Origin of the sequence: Polaromonas sp. (assembly GCF_035638815.1) — a bacterium.
Classification (GTDB): Bacteria; Pseudomonadota; Gammaproteobacteria; order Burkholderiales; family Burkholderiaceae_C; genus Polaromonas.
This window is the reverse complement of sequence record NZ_DASQZG010000010.1, coordinates 130,619-147,785: the sequence shown is the minus strand read 5'-3', so window position 1 is coordinate 147,785 and position 17,167 is coordinate 130,619. Positions and strand designations below refer to the sequence as shown.

17 protein-coding genes and 1 tRNA gene are annotated in these 17,167 nt (G+C 59.6%); 8 read left to right on the top strand and 10 right to left on the bottom strand.

Annotated features, from left to right (window positions below; all coding sequences use genetic code 11):
• Positions 1–60: 60 nt before the first annotated feature.
• The 8 genes from VE934_RS05700 to VE934_RS05665 all read right to left on the bottom strand — a co-directional run bounded on the left by VE934_RS05700 (position 61) and on the right by VE934_RS05665 (position 6,648).
• Positions 61–417 (bottom strand): YciI family protein, encoded by a 357-nt coding sequence (locus VE934_RS05700; protein WP_324885205.1) that lies wholly within the window; start codon positions 415–417, stop codon positions 61–63.
• 141 nt (positions 418–558) lie between these two features.
• Positions 559–1,704 (bottom strand): sensor histidine kinase, encoded by a 1,146-nt coding sequence (locus VE934_RS05695; RefSeq protein WP_324885203.1) that lies wholly within the window; start codon positions 1,702–1,704, stop codon positions 559–561.
• A gap of 511 nt (positions 1,705–2,215) precedes the next feature.
• Positions 2,216–2,539 (bottom strand): hypothetical protein, encoded by a 324-nt coding sequence (locus VE934_RS05690; protein WP_324885201.1) that lies wholly within the window; start codon positions 2,537–2,539, stop codon positions 2,216–2,218.
• Between the two features lie 132 nt (positions 2,540–2,671).
• A tRNA-Ser gene (locus VE934_RS05685) sits at positions 2,672–2,759 on the bottom strand.
• Positions 2,760–2,888: 129 nt separating this feature from the next.
• A complete protein-coding gene (gene serS, locus VE934_RS05680) occupies positions 2,889–4,235 on the bottom strand; it encodes a serine--tRNA ligase (RefSeq protein WP_324885199.1) in 1,347 nt (448 codons plus the stop codon).
• Positions 4,236–4,266: 31 nt separating this feature from the next.
• Positions 4,267–5,208: a threonine/serine dehydratase gene (locus VE934_RS05675; RefSeq protein ID WP_324885197.1), complete on the bottom strand. Its 942-nt coding sequence runs from the start codon at positions 5,206–5,208 to the stop codon at positions 4,267–4,269.
• A gap of 4 nt (positions 5,209–5,212) precedes the next feature.
• Positions 5,213–6,196, bottom strand: a complete 984-nt coding sequence (ispH, locus tag VE934_RS05670) for a 4-hydroxy-3-methylbut-2-enyl diphosphate reductase (protein WP_324885195.1) — start codon at positions 6,194–6,196, stop codon at positions 5,213–5,215.
• The gene (locus tag VE934_RS05665; RefSeq protein ID WP_324885193.1) at positions 6,193–6,648 is read right to left on the bottom strand and encodes an FKBP-type peptidyl-prolyl cis-trans isomerase; all 456 of its coding nucleotides are present in this window, start codon (positions 6,646–6,648) and stop codon (positions 6,193–6,195) included. The genes ispH and VE934_RS05665 overlap by 4 nt, the downstream gene beginning before the upstream one ends.
• Before the next feature lie 137 nt (positions 6,649–6,785).
• On the opposite strand from VE934_RS05665, the gene VE934_RS05660 reads away from it, so the two are divergent.
• The 8 genes from VE934_RS05660 to VE934_RS05625 all read left to right on the top strand — a co-directional run bounded on the left by VE934_RS05660 (position 6,786) and on the right by VE934_RS05625 (position 13,789).
• On the top strand, positions 6,786–7,106 hold the full coding sequence (locus VE934_RS05660) for a metalloregulator ArsR/SmtB family transcription factor (protein WP_324885191.1): 321 nt from the start codon (positions 6,786–6,788) through the stop codon (positions 7,104–7,106).
• An 87-nt stretch (positions 7,107–7,193) separates the two neighbouring features.
• Entirely contained in the window at positions 7,194–7,988 is a 795-nt protein-coding gene (locus VE934_RS05655; protein ID WP_324885189.1) for an SDR family oxidoreductase, read from the top strand.
• A gap of 137 nt (positions 7,989–8,125) precedes the next feature.
• A complete protein-coding gene (radC, locus tag VE934_RS05650; protein ID WP_324885187.1) occupies positions 8,126–8,836 on the top strand; it encodes a RadC family protein in 711 nt (236 codons plus the stop codon).
• Positions 8,836–9,498, top strand: coding sequence for a Smr/MutS family protein (locus tag VE934_RS05645; protein WP_324885185.1), 663 nt, complete (start codon positions 8,836–8,838; stop codon positions 9,496–9,498). Before radC ends, VE934_RS05645 begins: the two co-directional genes overlap by 1 nt.
• A 144-nt stretch (positions 9,499–9,642) precedes the next feature.
• A complete protein-coding gene (locus VE934_RS05640) occupies positions 9,643–10,539 on the top strand; it encodes a LysR substrate-binding domain-containing protein (RefSeq protein ID WP_324885183.1) in 897 nt (298 codons plus the stop codon).
• A 198-nt stretch (positions 10,540–10,737) separates the two neighbouring features.
• Positions 10,738–11,757, top strand: coding sequence for a Gfo/Idh/MocA family oxidoreductase (locus VE934_RS05635; RefSeq protein WP_324885182.1), 1,020 nt, complete (start codon positions 10,738–10,740; stop codon positions 11,755–11,757).
• Complete coding sequence (locus VE934_RS05630) at positions 11,754–12,755, top strand: Gfo/Idh/MocA family oxidoreductase (RefSeq protein ID WP_324885180.1); 1,002 nt, start codon at positions 11,754–11,756, stop codon at positions 12,753–12,755. The genes VE934_RS05635 and VE934_RS05630 overlap by 4 nt, the downstream gene beginning before the upstream one ends.
• Positions 12,756–12,823: 68 nt before the next feature.
• Positions 12,824–13,789, top strand: a complete 966-nt coding sequence (locus VE934_RS05625) for a tripartite tricarboxylate transporter substrate binding protein (RefSeq protein WP_324885178.1) — start codon at positions 12,824–12,826, stop codon at positions 13,787–13,789.
• Positions 13,790–13,998: 209 nt separating this feature from the next.
• Here VE934_RS05625 and VE934_RS05620 read toward each other — a convergent pair whose 3' ends face one another.
• Entirely contained in the window at positions 13,999–14,415 is a 417-nt protein-coding gene (locus VE934_RS05620) for a group II truncated hemoglobin (protein WP_324885176.1), read from the bottom strand.
• A gap of 140 nt (positions 14,416–14,555) precedes the next feature.
• Positions 14,556–17,111, bottom strand: a complete 2,556-nt coding sequence (locus VE934_RS05615) for an ABC transporter permease (protein ID WP_324885174.1) — start codon at positions 17,109–17,111, stop codon at positions 14,556–14,558.
• Positions 17,112–17,167: the final 56 nt, after the last annotated feature.

Here is a 17,167-nt window from a genome sequence, read left to right as displayed (position 1 = left end):
TTCACTCCCACGACGAACAGCTTCGGGCGAAATCGACATCGCCCCGCGAAGAAAACGTAACTAGGCGAAACACGGCCCGAGCGCACGCACCTCCACCGTCGCCCATTCTGCCGCCGGGCATTGGCTGGCAATGGCCAAGGCCTCCTCCCGCGTCTTGCAATCCAGCAGGAAAAATCCGCCCACCATCTCTTTGGCTTCGGCGAACGGGCCATCCACCACCTGCGCCCTGCCCGCACCGACCTGCACCCGCGCAGCGCCACCGTCCTGCGACGCAAGGGATTCGGCCGCCACCAACAGGCCCCGCTGTTTTAAATCTGCAGCAAAGTCCATCATGCGCCCATAGACGGCCCGTCCTTCTGCTTCTCCTCTGGTCTGCCTTTGGCCAACGGGTTCGTGAATCAGCAGCATGTAGCTCATGGGGCATTCTCTCGTTACTATGAATTTGATAGCAATGTATCGATATTCCGTCTGGGCAAACCAGCTATTTCATCATATTTTTTATGTGCGCACTGACATGGCAGGCCCGTTGATCCTGCCACGCGGCGCCCACTGTCGGATCTAGTTTCGCAGGCTTGAGCTTGCGTCCATCGGTATGCGGACGAAAAAGGCAGTTTCACCATCTTCGCTGCGGGCGCCGATATCTCCGTTATGTGCCCTCGCTACCTGGCGGGCGATATGAAGCCCCAATCCAAGCCCTACATCTGCGCTTAAACCGCTGTTGAGGCCGCTGTTGAGGCCGCGCTTCAGGGGATCAAACAGTCCCTGCAAGGTAAGAGTGTCCAGCGGTGCGCCTTCATTGCGGACTTCGAAGTGGATTTCGTCGTCCTCGCCTGACAACGCGATCACGATGGGAGCGTCTGGCTTGCCGTATTTGATGGCATTGACCACCAGGTTGCTCAAAAGGCGTCGCAGACTCGGGCCATCCCAAATGCCTTTAGTGGGTCCCTGCACAACCACGTCCAGCTGTCTCTCGGGGTAGGCCGCACGGAGCTGTTCCACCTCGTCGGCAAACAGGGTCGCCATGTTCTGCGGTGACGGCGCCAGAACCAGCCCGAGGCCCAGGGTGGCCCGGTTGTACTCAATCAGGTCGTCCAGCAAGTTCTTCATGCGTGACCCGCTGTCAATCAGGCGCCGGGCGGCGGCGGAAACGGACTCACCAGCGTTCAATCTCAACAGGTATTGCGCAGTCAGTTGCATGGCCTGCAGAGGTGTGCGCATGTCATGGCTCAAGGTGCTTAAAAACAGCCGGCGGCTTTCTTCCAGCCTTTCAGCGAAAAATTTGATGGACTCGGCCAGTGCCTGGTCTATGGCTTCGTTAAACCTGATCACGTCGCCCAGATCGGGGGCGTCGGGATGCAAGGCCTCCATCCACAAACGCAGCACACTGGCGCGCAAGGCTCGGTACTCGCTGGCCATCTGTCCAATGTCAAACCCGCTCTTGGCCCGCAACCAGCCGTGTGTTTCTGCGGCTGTCTCGGAAGCTTCTGGCAGCGCGGGCGCATCGCCTAAAGACTTTTCATCCCGCTCGGCGTCGGATTGGGGCGCCGCAATGTCTTTAAGAACCGCTTCAAGGATCTGGCGCGCGTGGTCTCTCAGCAATAGATCATTCATGCTGGCCGCGGCGGGCACACGGGTACGAGCGAATTTTTCCCATTCAACCAGGATCGCTTCCATGTTCTTTTCGATGAATGTGCTGAGCCTCATGTCTGTAATCTACCTATTGTTTTTCGCTTGATGAATCCGGGGGGTTTATGGACCCTGGAAGCTTTGATTTGACCCTGTCAATGTATTCAAAAGAAGCGGTAGAACCGGATGCTAACCCGAGCGACCCGACGTAGGAAAACGTAGATTTCTTAAGTAAGTATCGCTGTGCAACCATTTGTAAAACCGGTGCCCCAAGACCCAATTCCAGTCGAGTTTGCTTTTCCATGGGACTCCCTTGCTACTATCACTTTGATAGCGAGACATGACTGCCACTCAAGGACAAGCTGGCGTTTTGATTACCTCAAAGAGTGGGTCTCATCGACGATGAAAAACTGTCCGGCCTCGTGATTGACTTTGACGTTGTGTTTCGGTAGCTGCGAGCTACGCGGCAAAACGGATCGTTTCCGATTACTTTCAAGAAGCGAAAAGAGGAAGCCGTAAGGAGTGTCGCGAACGAACTGCACGCGATAACCGTGGTTCAGGCACCGCGAAGGAGGTGCAGGGCTTTGCGCTAGACAGGAATCAATGCCCGCAACGCTTGATTGAAATTGATTCCTAGTCGATAGCCAAGCAGTGCATGGGCAGCTTGCTCACGCGTGATTCCACCCAATTCAATTTCACGCGTATATGCCCGCACTTCAGCGGCAAGGCGGAACTTTCTAGATACCAGATAGAAAAGCACCCACACCGGCATGATCCACGCCTGTTCTCTGTAGTGGACCAATTCATGTTCAATCAGGGCTTTATCGTTGCGGTACTCGGGTCGCACAAAGATGAATGGCCACAGAGAGAAGGCGGCGAAGCCTCTGAAAATCAAGTTTGTAGAGATGATCATGGCGACTCACATCCATCTGATTACGACAGCGAGAGCGTGGGCGGCAGACGAAGTTGAAAACATAGGGTGAATCCTAAAAGCCGGAATCGAAAAAGTCCTTATAAATCAACGATCTATAAGGACTTTTACCCATGGCGGAGAGGGTGGGATTCGAACCCACGGTACCTTGCGGTACGCCTGATTTCGAGTCAGGTACATTCGGCCACTCTGCCACCTCTCCTGAGTGAAGCCGAGATTCTATCAGGGCTGCAATTCCGCCGGGACCCTCACGGTGCCGTCTTCGCACTGATAGTTTTAGTTTCGGCCGCTCCGCTTAACTTCGCTGTGCGACGCTTAGCCTCCACTGAAATTATCCGTGCGACGGTGCAAGCACCGTGATGCCGCCCATATAGGGCTGCAAAACTGCCGGCACCCTCACGGTGCCGTCCTCGCCCTGATAATTTTCAAGCACCGCCACCAGCGTGCGCCCGACTGCCAGGCCGGAGCCGTTCAGGGTGTGGACGAATTCGTTTTTGCCCTGGGCGCTTTTGAAACGTGCCTGCAGGCGGCGGGCCTGGAAGGCTTCGCAGTTGGAGACGGAGCTGATCTCGCGGTACGTGTTTTGCGCGGGCAGCCAGACTTCCAGGTCATAGGTCTTGGTCGCGCCGAAGCCCATGTCGCCGGTGCAGAGCAGCATCACGCGGTAAGGCAGGCCGAGCTTTTGCAAAATGGCTTCGGCGTGGCCGGTCATCGCTTCGAGTGCTTCGTAGCTCTGCTCCGGATGAACAATTTGCACCATCTCGACCTTGTCAAACTGGTGCTGGCGGATCATGCCGCGGGTGTCGCGGCCGTAGCTCCCTGCCTCTGACCTGAAACATGGCGTGTGAGCTGTGTACTTGAGCGGAAGCGCGGACTCGGCCACGATCTCGTCGCGCACAAAGTTGGTCAACGGCACTTCGGATGTAGGAATCAAATACAGCGCTGCGTTTTCGCTCACCTCGTCATTTCCGCCTTCCTGGCCGCCTTTTTTGGCTGCAAACAGGTCTTCTTCAAACTTGGGCAATTGGCCGGTGCCGCGCAATGAGTCGGCGTTGACGATGTAGGGCGTGTAGCACTCGGTGTAACCGTGTTCTGCGGTCTGGACGTCGAGCATGAACTGCGCCAACGCGCGATGCAAGCGAGCCAGGGGGCCCTTCATGACAGTAAAGCGTGAGCCGGTGAGCTTGGTGCCAAGCTCAAAGTCCAGCCCCAGTGGCTGGCCCAGGTCCACATGGTCCTTGACCTCGAACGCGAAGGCCGGCGGCTCACCACCCAAGCCTTCCACCGGGCTCCACTTGCGTACCTCAACATTGCCGGCTTCGCCCGTTCCCTGCGGCACGCTTTCATGCGGGAGGTTGGGCACGGCCAGCAGCAGGGATTGCATTTCGTTCTGGATGACTTCCAGCCGCACAGCACAGCTGTCGAGCTCGGCCTTGAATGCCGTGACCTGGGCCATCACGGGCGCGGCGTCTTCGCCTTTTGCTTTGAGCTGACCAATCTGCTTGGACAAGGTGTTGCGCTGGTTCTGAAGTTCTTCGGTGCGAATCTGCTGCGACTTGCGCTCGGCCTCCAGCGCCTGGAAAGCCTCGACATTGAGAAAGGCTTGCGGGTTCTTGCGGGCTTGCAGGCGGGCGACGACCGAAGTGAGGTCTTTGCGGAGCAGGTTGATGTCTAACATGGGGTCATTGTATTTAGTGACGCGGGCGTGCTCAGTTCAGGCTCGCCGGATCAAGGTTGGCGCCGCAAATGATGAGGCAGATTTTTTCATCTGCGCGCGGCACATAGGCACCACTGTGCAAAGCAGCCAGTGGCAGCGCCGCGGCGGGCTCCACGGCGAGTTTGAGTTCTTTCCACAACCAAAGCTGCGCGCTGCGTATGGCTTCGTCGCTGAGCAGCAGTGCATCGCGCACATGCGCCTGTGTGGCGGCCCAGCCCAGGTTGCCAATGCGTTTAGCGCCGAGTGAATCGGCAGCGATGCCACTGACGGGCACATCCACCGGCTGACCCGCTTCACGCGCTTTGTACAGCGTGGGCGCCAGCGCAGGCTCCAGTGCCACGACGCGGGAGCGCTGTTCAAACCAGCTGGCAATGCCCGCTATCAACCCGCCCCCACCGACACTGACCAGGACGGTCTCTGGCAGGCCAGCCTGCTGCTCGATCTCCAGTGCCAGGGTACCGGCGCCAGCCACCACCTCAGCTTGGTCGTAAGCGTGCGTCAGCAGCGCGCCGGTTTGCTGCTGGCGCGCCAGGCAGGCCTGTAGCGCATCCGAGTACGCGGCGCCCGTTACCACCACTTCGGCACCCAAGGCCGCCAGCCTGGCGCGTTTGGCGGGGCTGGACACCTCGGGTACATACACCTCACAGCGCACACCCAGCTCCCGCGCCGCAGCGGCCGTCGCAATACCGGCGTTGCCGCCCGACGCGACGATCACACCACTGTCGGGAATCGGGTTGGACAGCAGGCGATTGAGCATGCCGCGCGCCTTGAAGCTGCCGCCGGTCTGCAAGTGCTCCAGCTTGAGCCAGACTTCCGCGCAACCCACGCCCAGCGCTTTGCCGGGCAATTTCCATAGTGGAGTCTCAAGGATAAAGTGCCCGTAGCCCTTTTGGAACGTGCGATAGCAGCTCTCAATTTCATATTGACTGGTCATAGGTTCACGGTTCGCCGTGCAGGCCACTGTCCAGAGCGTCCAGCGTTTGGGTGTCCAGCTTCAGGCCTTTGGGCAATGGGAATTTGATGGTTTCTTCAATACCCGCCATCTTGCGCACCGACACGGCGCCCAACGCCTTGATACGGTCTATCACCTGCTTGACCAGAATCTCCGGGGCCGAAGCGCCAGCCGTCAAACCCACGCGGCTCTTGCCTTCAAACCACTCGGGCTTCAGTTCACTCGCGTCGTCCACCATGTACGACTCGGTGCCCAGTTTCACAGCCAGCTCGCGCAGGCGGTTGCTGTTGGAGCTGGTCGGGCTGCCCACCACGATCAGGATGTCAACCTGCGGGCTCATGACCTTCACCGCGTCCTGTCGGTTTTGTGTGGCGTAGCAAATGTCCTGCTGCTTGGGCTCGCGTATTTGCGGGAAGCGCGCTTTAACCGCGGCGCTGATCTCTGCGGCGTCGTCCACACTCAGCGTGGTTTGGGTCACCACTGCAAGCTTTTCGGTTTGCCCCGGGTTGATGCGGGCGACGTCGGCCACGTCTTCCACCAGGTGGATGCCACTGTCGAGTTGGCCCATCGTGCCTTCGACCTCGGGATGGCCCCTGTGGCCAATCATGATGAATTCGTAGCCTTCCTTGTTCAGCTTGGCCACTTCCACATGCACCTTGGTGACCAGGGGGCAGGTAGCGTCAAAGATCCGGAAACCCCGCCGCTCGGCTTCACGCTCGGTGGCCTTGCTGACGCCGTGCGCGCTGAACACCAGCGTAGCGCCGGTCGGCACGTCGTCCAGGTCCTCGATGAAGATGGCGCCCTTATTCTTGAGATCGTTGACCACATAGGTGTTGTGCACGATCTCATGGCGCACATAAATCGGTGCGCCGAACTTGGCTATGGCCCGCTCGACAATTTCAATCGCCCGGTCAACACCGGCACAAAAACCACGCGGCTCCGCGAGAATGATTTCCTGGGGACTGGTCATAGGACACCGATCAACTGCACTTCAAAAGTCACCGGCTGGCCAGCCAGCGGATGGTTGAAGTCAAACTGCACACCCCTGCCCTCTGCCACCTGCAGCACCACGCCAGCAAACTGTCCCTGGCCGTCTGGCGTAGGGAACTGCACCGCGTCACCCGGTGCATATTGCTCGTTGGGGTCACCCAGGGATTTAAGTTCCTTGCTGGACAGCCACTGCTGCATATCAGGGTTGCGCTCGCCAAAGGCGGCGCCCGCAGGCAGGTCAAAGGTGCTGCGCGTGCCCTCTTCCATTCCGATCAGGCAGCTTTCCACCGCGGGGGAAAGTTCACCCGTGCCCATGGTCAGCGTGGCGGGTGGCCCACCAAAGGTGTTGATCACATCCCCCGCCGGGCCGCTCAGGCGGTAGTGCAGGGTGAGGAAGGAGCCAGGTTCAACGCAGACAGGCGTGGCAGTCATAAATGTCCCAATTAACTAGACGCCATTGTAGAAAGTCGCACATACCGTCGGCCACGCCAGCATTTATGGAAACGCATCGAAGAAAATGCCGTACAATGCGTCGAAATGATTAAACGAATGATCTAAAGGCCTGACACATGGCACACAACGAGATCACCCTGGAAGACGTGCTGCTCAGCTTCAGGGCATGTGCGCCCATCTTCAATGCCTTGGGCGACAAGTATCGGCAGGACATTGTGATGTTGTTGGCGCAGGACGAACGGTTAAACGTGAACCAGATTGCCGAGCGTATGCCGCTGTCCCGCCCTGCCATTTCGCACCATCTCAAGGTGTTGCTGCAGGCAGACTTAATCACGCTGGAGCGCGTGTCACGAGAGAACTTTTACAGCCTGACGCTGGATACGGCCCTGGCCGATTTGCGCAAGCTGGTAGAGCAAGCCGAGGTGTCCTGCACATAAGACACGCCGGACTTAACCCGGAAGGCACTTCTGTGCCATTTTTTGAAATCAATCCGTCCATAGGATTAAACCAGTAGGAGTATTTACATGAACCGAACGACCACTAAAACCGCCCTCATCACTGGCGCCTCATCCGGCATCGGCAAAGCACTGGCCGAGAACTTTGCCAAGGATGGCTACAACTTGGTGCTGGCCGCACGCGGCTTCGCAAAAATGCAGACGTTAGCCGACGATTTGCAAAAGCGCTACAAGATCAACGCCACGGTCATAGGCGCTGACCTGGAGACCAACGACGGCGCAACCGAACTCCATGCCGACATCAAGGCGCGCGGCATCACCATCAGCGCTTTGGTCAACAACGCGGGATACGGCAGCTTTGGCGAGTTCAAGGACTCTGCCCTGCCCACCGAAATGGCCATGATGCAACTCAACATGAACACGGTGGTGGTGCTCACCAAGCTGTTCATGCCTGACTTGATCGCCACGCGTGGCAAGATTCTCAACACTGCATCTACAGCGGCCTTCCAGCCAGGGCCTTACATGGCGGTTTACTACGCCACCAAGGCTTTTGTACTGAGCTTTTCGGAAGCAATTGCTGCGGAGCTTGAAGGCACCGGTGTAACCGTAACCGCCTTGTGTCCCGGCCCGACAGCGTCCGGCTTTCAGGACAAGGCCGACATGCAGGCATCCGCTTTGGTCAAAGGCAAAAAACTTCCATCGTCTGAAGACGTCGCAGTCGCAGGGTATCGGGCCATGCAAAACGGCCAACGCGTGTTTGTTCCAGGTTTCATGAACTGGGTCATGGCGCAAAGCGTGCGGTTCACACCCCGCAACATGGTGACCGCACTGGTCAAGCAGATGTCTAAACCCGCAGCCGCTTGAGTCGCACGCCGAACCACCCCGCGGGAGAGGCCCACATGCAAAGCAAGGCACCCTATTACATCTACCGCTTCAAGCCCGGCATCGCGAGAGCCCCGGGACAATGACAGGGTGGCGATGTCACTACACTTGGCATCTCCATGCCTCTCAAAGATCTTCCTGCCGATGCCCGACCGCGTGAAAAGCTGCTGGCACGCGGCCCCGGCGCTTTAAGCGACGCCGAGCTCCTGGCCCTGCTGCTGCGCACCGGCATCAAGGGCAAGGGCGTGTTGCAGATGGCGGATGAGCTGCTCCACCTCAAAAATGATAGCGCCTCGGGCAGTATTGACGGTGGCTTCGACGGTATTTCAGGCTTGCTGCACGCCACGGCGGATGACTTGAAACGGGTCAAGGGCCTGGGCCCGGCCAAACGCGCTGAGCTGGTTGCGGTGCTGGAGCTGGCGCGCCGCGCGCTGGCGCAGCAGCTCAAGACCAAGCCGGTGTTTGACACCCCGCACGCCGTGCGTGATTACCTGCAACTGCAGTTGGGCAGTCGGCCCCATGAAATATTTGCGGTGCTTTTTCTCGACAGCCAGAACTGCCTGATTGCGCTGGAAGAGCTTTTCCGCGGCACGCTGACGCAGACATCCGTTTACCCGCGTGAGGTGGTGGTGCGCGCACTGGCGCTGAACGCCGCCAGCGTGGTGCTGGCCCACAACCACCCCAGCGGCGCAGCGCAGCCATCGCGCGCTGATGAGGCCCTGACGCAGACCCTCAAGGCAGCGCTGGGCCTGGTTGACGTTCGGGTTCTGGACCACTTTGTCGTCACGCGCACGCAAGCGGTGTCGATGGCAGAGATGGGGCTGCTCTGATGCCTGCCAAGCCTGCGCCCATCCGCGACTTGAAGGGGCTTAAAGCCGTCAAGCTTGAAATTGAAACCCGTGCCCGCCTGGAAGCTGAGCTGAAGGCCGCGCGCGCAGCTGCAGCTGCCAAAGCCAAGGCTGAGAAAGAACTGTTTTCGCGCGCCATCGGCCCTGTGAAAGCCTTGCCCGCCAAACATTTGCCGGGCCGGGTGGCGCAGCTCGCCCCTGTTCAGCCCGCGCCGATTCCGGTGCAACACCAGCTGGACGAACTTGCAGTCATGCGTGAGGCGATTTCCGATGGTTTTGACGTTGAAAGCCTGCTGGACACGGATGAAGCGCTGAGCTTTCGCCGCCCCGGCATGGGACCAGACGTGGTGCGCAAGCTGCGCCGCGGCGGCTGGGCCATTCAGCGCCAACTGGACCTGCACGGCCTGCGCCGTGAAGACGCGCGCGATGCCCTGTCGGCATTTATCCGCGAAGCACACAAGGTCGGGGTGCGCTGCGTGCGCGTGGTGCACGGCAAGGGGCTTGGCTCGCCGGGCAAGACCCCGGTTCTCAAGGGCCGGGTGCAAAGCTGGCTGATCCAGAAAGCCGAGGTGCTGGCTTTTGTGCAGGCACGACCCGCCGAGGGTGGCGCGGGCGCGCTGGTGGTGCTGCTGGCGCCGGGGTGACGCCATCACGTTTGCTATATTTTGTATAGCAATCTCCGCCCGCAGATATTGGGCAAAGTGCCAATTTCATTCACAAGTTAAAGTGAATCAGCCGTTTTGGGGCTTTCCCGATAATGGGAGCGCAGCCACTGAGAAAGAATCACCATGGATTTACGCCAGCTAGGCTACTTTGTTGCCACCGCTGAAGAGCAGCACCTGGGCCGCGCCGCGGAGAGGCTGCACCTCTCGCAGCCGCCCCTGACCAGGCAAATCCAGGCACTGGAAAAAGAGCTGGGCGCGCAGCTGTTTGAGAGAACGCCGCGCGGCATGCTGCTGACGCCGGCGGGCGAGGCCTTGCTGAAGGACGCGCGCGATATTTTTGGTTTTGTCGAGCAGGCGACGGACCGCGTGCGGCGCGTTGGCAGCGGCATGACGGGCCGCATCGACGTGGGTCTTCATGGGTCTGCCATGTTCGGGGTGGTTCCCCAATTTCTCTCCCAATTCACGGACCTCAACCCGGACGTTGAGGTCTCCTTGCATCCCGCGCAGGCGCCCCAGCAGATCGTCGCGATTCGCCAGCGCCGGATTTTGATTGCCTTCGAGCGCATGGTGCCTTCCGAAAGCGACCTAGCGGTGGAGCTTGTGGCCAGAGAGCGCTTGCTGGTGGCGATGAGCACGAAACATCCGCTCGCCACACTCGAGGCCATTCCCGTGGCGCTGCTGAAAGACCAACCCATCGTGACCGCAGCGTCACGAACAGGCCCAGTCATCACTTTACGCCTGTGCAGAAGCGCGGGCTTTGAGCCCCGATTTGCCGCACAGGCAAGTGACCTGATCATGGCGACTCTGATGACCGGCATCAGCAAACAACTCGCTCTGGTGCCCGAGTCCATGGCCAACCTGCAATTGCCGGGGGTGACCTACGTACCTCTTCAAACGGATGCTGAAAACGCCCACATGGAGGTGCACTGCTTCTACCGCAAGGAGGAGTCTTCGCCCGTCCTGCAAAGAATGCTCGAAGCCGTGCGCGAGTTTAGAAACCACGGTTTGAAAGCGCGTTAAGCCCCACAAGGCCGGCGTGCGCGATACCGGCAGGGTATCGAGTTGAACCAATTTGGAATTGGACATTTGGTGGGGGCGAATCGAGACTACGGCTTTGGCGGCTCTACAGGGTGCAATCCGCATCCTTAAAAGCAACGCCACACCGTAATCGATGAAACACACACTACCAAGCCCAGATTCCTGTTTCGGACGTGCCGAATGATCAAGTTCGCCGTCATTGGAATTGATCATCGCCACGTCTTCGAGCTGATCGAGGGCCTGACCAGCGCTGGCGCGACTTGTGCGGGCTACCTCTCAACCACGTCCGATGCCAGGGTGCTGCAAGGCATCGAAAAGCGCTTTCCGCAGCTCAGGGCGGTTGATAATGCCGACGAGTTTCTGCAGGACCCAACCATCAACCTGATCGTGACTGCCGGCGTCCCCTCCGAGCGTGCGCAAATTGCTATCTCCGCAATGAAGCATGGCAAGGACGTGTTGAGCGACAAGCCCGGTGTCACTAGCCACGAGCAACTTGAACAGTTGCAGGCAACGGTGCGTGAAACAGGGCGTCTTTTTGCCATCTGCTTTTCCGAGCGGATGACCGTGCCTTCTGTCACCACAGCGCAGAGGCTTATTGCCGAAGGCGCCGTGGGCGAAGTCATCCACACCCTGGGCATGGGGCCGCACCGGCTGAACCGGGCCATCCGCCCTGCTTGGTTCTTCGACAAGAAGTATTACGGTGGAATTCTGGCGGACATCGCATCGCACCACGTCGATCAATTTTTGGTGTTGACGGGCTCAACAGATGCAGAGATTGCGCACGCTTCGGTGGCGCATTTTGGCAAGACCACGGCAAACGACTTTCAGGACTTCGGAGAGCTTTCGCTTGTTTCAACAACCAACCGGGCGCGTGGCTACTGCCGCGTTGACTGGTTCACGCCGGACGGCTTGCCCACCTGGGGCGACGGTCGGCTCTTCATCGCGGGCACGGAAGGCTCTATCGAGATCCGCAAGTACCTGGACATTGAGGGCCGCGCGGGAACAGACCATTTGTTTCTTTGCGACCGCAGTGGCACGCGCCACGTCGACTGCACCAACGAACCCATCACCTTCTTTGCGAAGCTGGTAAACGACGTCCAAAATCGCACGCAATTGGCCGTGTCGCATGAACACACATTTACCGTGTGCAGGCTGGCACTGGATGCGCAAGCACGCGCAGAGCAGGTGCAAAAGCCATGAAAAAAATTGGCATCGCCCTCATCGGGGTGGGCCCAGGCTCACAGCCGCATCTTGCAAGCTTGAGAGAGTTGCAGGACCGCGTGGAGCTGCGCTGGGCCGTGACGAAAAGCGACTTTGAACGTGCGCGGGCCGCTGTGCCCACGCACACGCGGGTAACGACCATCCTGGACCATGTGCTGCAGGATGCAGCAGTGGACGCAGTGATCGTGGCCACACCCGCACACACCCATCTGGACATCGCAAGACAAACGCTGGCAGCAGGAAAACACACGCTGGTTGAAAAGCCGCTGGACATCAGTCTGTCCAAAGCGGAGGAGCTGGTCAAATTTGCGGACAGCACGGGCTTGCGCTTCGGCGTGGTGCTGCAGCACCGCTTCCGGCCAGGCGCGGTGCGGCTCAAGCAACTGGTTGCGTCCGAAGCGCTGGGTAAGTTACAGGCAGGTGTTCTGCAAGTCCCCTGGTGGCGATCGCAAACCGGGTATTACGACCAGCCAGGGCGCGGCTCGCTGGCGCGTGACGGTGGCGGCGTGCTGCTGACACAGGCCATCCACGCGCTGGACTTGTTTCGCAGCCTCGTGGGCGTGCGCGGCGTGGTCGCTTCAAGCGTGAGGACGACAGACATTCACCGTATCGAGACCGAAGATTTTGCCGCGGCAATTCTGACCCTGGGCAACGGTGCGCCGGGGGTTCTGATGGCGACAACGGCGATGTACCCCGGCCGTGCTGAATCACTGGAGCTGGTGTACACCAACGCAACCGTTTCGCTGACAGGCGGCACCTTGCGCGTGTTGTTTCATGACGGGCGCACAGAGGTCGTCGAAGGCGAAGCGAAGACCGGCAGCGGCGACTCCATCATGGACTTTTCCCCCGCGGCCCACATCGAGCTGCTTCGCGACTTCCTGGACGCGATCACGCATGGCCGGGCGCCCACAGTCAACGGCAGTGAAGCACTTGAGACTCACCGCCTGATTGAAAAAATCATTGCCGACAGCCGGTGAATGAGACGAGTAGTAGCAGAAGAGAGAGACACGGTATTTCCACCAACTAACCAACCGGAGACAACGACATGAAAAAGATATCAAAACTATTGGCAGTGCTTGCAGCAGTCACGTGGACAGCAACAGCCCTTGCGCAGGATTTTCCAAGCAAGCCGATCAAGATCGTGGTGCCCTACGCACCCGGTGGCACCACCGATGTGCTGGCGCGCTTTCTGGGTCAACGAATGTCCGCCAGCCTTGGGCAGCCTGTTGTCATCGACAACCGTCCTGGTGCGGGCGAGGCGGTCGGCGCTGGCATGGTCGCCAAGTCTCCCGGGGACGGCTACACCCTGCTGATCTCCACGATGACAACTCAGGCGATCAATCCCACGCTGTTCCCCAAACTTTCGTTTGACGCGACAAAAGAATTGACGGCCATTGGCCGCATCGCCGATGTACCTGCCATGGTTGCAGTGCACCCATCAGTGCCAGCGCAGAACATGGTCGAATTCCAGCGTTACCTGAAGGCGAACCCGAACAGAAGTTATGCATCGCCCGGAACCGGCACCCCCAATCACCTCGCGACTGAGCTGTACAAAAAAGGTGCCGGCGTTTTCGCTGTTCATATCCCCTATCGCGGTGGTGCACCCGCCGTGCAGGACCTGATGGCAGGTCAAGTTGATTTCATGCTCATCCTTGCCCCTGAAGCCATGCCACTGGCGAAGGCCGGCAAGCTACGCACGCTGGCGATCACGACGCAGCAACGCTCACCCATGTTCCCTGACATGCCCACCGTGGCAGAAGCCGGTATCAAGGGTTTCGAGTTGGTGGTTTGGTACACCTTGCTCGCTCCTTCCACAACGCCGAAGGACGTGGTCGCCAAATTGAACAGGGCCTTGAACGCGGTTCTGAACGAAAAGCAAACCAAAGACAAACTTGCCGAACTGAGCATCAAGCCCACTGGCGGCACGCCCGAAGAAGCCATGGCTTTTGCAACAAGCGAAGCTGTCAAATGGAAAAAGGTGATTGAAGACGGCGCCATCAAGGCCGAGTAATCGGCAGATCAGTGGCGCCGCTGACGCAGTAGTCTTGCTACTATTTATATAGCGGACTGTTCTCGTCCTTAAAGGGCCAATGGGCGATTTCCCTTAAAACTCCTGGTGAGTCAAGCAGTTTCAGGCCGGTTTTGCCCGCTTTTTGCGAGCGAAATCGGCCTTTTGCCCTTGCGGGACGGGCGCAATCAGCTATCAAAACAGGAGCAATCTCACGTTGGCGAGTTGCGCATCCAGTCCGCAGTCTGAAAAAACGAGTCCCGCAGGCGCGCGCGCAGGTCTTCGTCGACGCCGGTCTCACCCATCGCCTGATCCATGCAAGCCAGCCACTGGTCGCGCTCCGCAACGCCGATGACAAAAGGCATGTGACGCGCACGCAGCCGGGGGTGGCCAAAACGCTCGGTGTAATGTTGCGGTCCGCCCAGCCAGCCGCACAAAAACCAGAACAGGTGCTGGCGCGCTTTGACCAAATCGCTGCCGTGCGCGGCGCGTAACGCTGCGTAGCCCGTTTCGAGATCCATGAGATCGTAGAAGCGCTCGACCAGTGCTTTGACTTTTTCTTCGCCGCCTATCCAGTCGAAGGGGGTGTCGAAGGGAGGCGTGCCGGGTGGTTTTTCTTCTATCTGCATTTGGTCTTAATTCTCTGTCATCCCGGACTTGAGGAGCCTGCCCCGGACTTGATCCGGGGGATCCATGTCTGCAAAACGCAAGCCGTCGGGTCAGCGCGGCATGGATTGCGGATCAAGTCCGGAATGACAACCGGGGAAACTTATTGGGCCTTGCGCAAGGTCTCCACCACCGGCGTATTCAGCACCGACCGCAAGCCCCACCAACCCGCCGCCAGCGCCAACGCAGCGCCCGCCAAGCTGCCCATTAGAGGCACAGTCCACGAGCCGGTCCAGTTGAAATCAAACACATATCGCGCCAGGCCCCAACCGACGGCCAGTGCGACGATGGACGCGAGAAAACCGGCCAGCAGACCGACGCCTGCAAGCTCTGCACGCTGCACCTGACGCAGCAGCGACGCACGGGCGCCCACGGCGCGCATGATGGCAAATTCCCTGGCGCGTTCTTCACGCGTGGCGGTGATGGCGGCAAACAGCACCACCAGGCCCGCCGCCAACGTAAAGCCAAACAAAAACTCCACCGCGCGTATCACCTGGTCCAGCACGCGTTGCACCTGGGCGATGGTGCTGCTCATGTCAACGTTGGTGATATTGGGAAAGGCTTTGACCAGTTCGTTGTCAAAGCTGCGCGGTTTTTCTCCGTTGATCGCGGCCACGCGCTCAGGCGCACGAAACGCGCTGATGTAAGACACCGGCACATCGGTTAACTCGGACACCGGGTACATCGCAAAAAAGTTGACGCGCATGGATCCCCAGTCGACCTTGCGCAAGCTGGTGATCTTCGCCACTTTGACCTGGCCGCCAATGTCAAAGCTCAGCGCATCACCCATCTTGAGGCCCAGTGTGGTCGCAATGCCATCCTCGACACTGATGGCGTCTTTTTCATCAGGTGTCCATGTGCCGGCAACCACCTGATTGTGTGAAGGCTGCTGCGCGCTGTTGGACAAATTGAATTCGCGGTCCACCAGGCGCTTGGCGCGGTCGTCTGTAAAGTCTTCAGGCGTCACCGCCTTGCCATTGACGGCCACCAGACGTCCACGAATCATCGGGTACCAGTCAAACTTTTGAACGCCGCCGTCGCGCAGAGCCTTTTGGAAGGCATCGCCCTGCTCGGGCTGCACGTTGATGACAAAACGATTGGGCGCATCAGGCGGCGTAGCCTTGCGCCAGCTGCTGATCAGGTCGGTGCGCAGCAACACGAGCAACATCAGCGCCAGCAGGCCGACGGCTAGCGCGCTGACCTGCACCACCGCATAAGCCGGGCGCGCCGAGAGTTGACGCGTGGCCAGGACCATCCAGCGCGGTGCGGTGGCCTCATTGACACTGGCCCGCAGCAGCTTGACGGCGCCAAAACTGGCTGCTGCAAATACCAGCACCGCAGCGGCAAAACCACCAACCGCAATCAAGCCAAGCTTGAGATCACTGCTGGCCGCCACCAGCAAGGCGGCAAAACCCGCTACGCCCACCAGCAGCACCGCCAGCGAAGCCGGCCGCAGGTTACCGACATCGCGGCGAATCACCCGCAGCGGCGGTACCTGGGCCAGCTGCAAAACGGGTGGCAGGCCAAAGGCGAGCAGCAGGGTCAGCCCCATACCCATGCCAAAAGCTACGGGCCAGAAAGTGGCCGCAGGCAAAACGGTTTCCACCAGGCCAGCCAGCAGCAGCACAAAACCGTAATGCACGCCGTAACCGATGAGCACACCCAGGGCGCTGGCCAGCATGCCGGCCAGCACAAATTCAAAGGTGTAGGCCAGCGCGATGGTGCGCTGCGGCTGACCCAGCACGCGCAGCATGGCGCAGTCATCCAGATGCTTGGCGGCAAAACCGCGCGCCACAATGGCCACCGCAACGGCGCTCAGCAAAGCCGCCAGCAAGGCCACCAGGTTGAGAAATTTTTCGGCGCGGTCCAGCGTCTGGCGCATTTCGGGGCTGCCGCTCTCCAGCGACTCCAGCCGCACGCCGCGAATGCCCGATTGCTCTGCAGGTTTTTTGATCTCGTCCGTGGCCCACCTGACGTATTCCTTGACAGCGGCCTCAGGGCCGGCAACGGCAAAGCGATAGTTGGTGCGGCTGGCCGGTTGAATGAGGCCAGTGGAAGCAAGGTCAGCGCTGTTGACCATGACCCGCGGTGAAAAATTAATGAAGCCAGCGCCACGGTCGGGCTCCTGCACGATGACGCGCGTGAGTTTGAATTTGGCGTCGCCCATCAGCAGCGTCTGGCCCACCTGAATCCCCAAGGCATCCAGCAGGGACGCATCAGCCCAAGCAGTGCCGGGCGCGGGGATGTCACGCGTTTTTTCGCCAACACCGTCCACGCTGTCTGCCACGCGCATGTCGCCGCGAAGCGGGTATCCGGCAGGCACGGCTTTAAACGCCACCAGCTTGCTGGCCCCGCCGTCCTCATCACGCGCGCGGCCCATGGTTGGGAAGGTGACGGTGGAGATAGCCTGCAAGCCAAGGGCTCGGGCTTTGGCGGCAAAAACCTCAGGCGTGACGCCGTCGCTGCGCAGCACAGCGTCCCCACCGAGCAGCTGCCGCGCATCCCGCTGCAGGCCGCCCTTGAGTCGGTCCGCAAAAAAACCAACCGCAGTCAACGCCGCCACGGCCAGCGTGACCGCAACGATGAGCAAACGCAGCTCTCCGGCGCGCAGATCACGCAGCAAGGTGCGCCAGCCCAGTTTGAGAAAAAGTGTGTTCATGTCAGAGCTTGTCTATAAGTGACCGACCATACCGTAAAGCTTCCGCCCTTAACGGT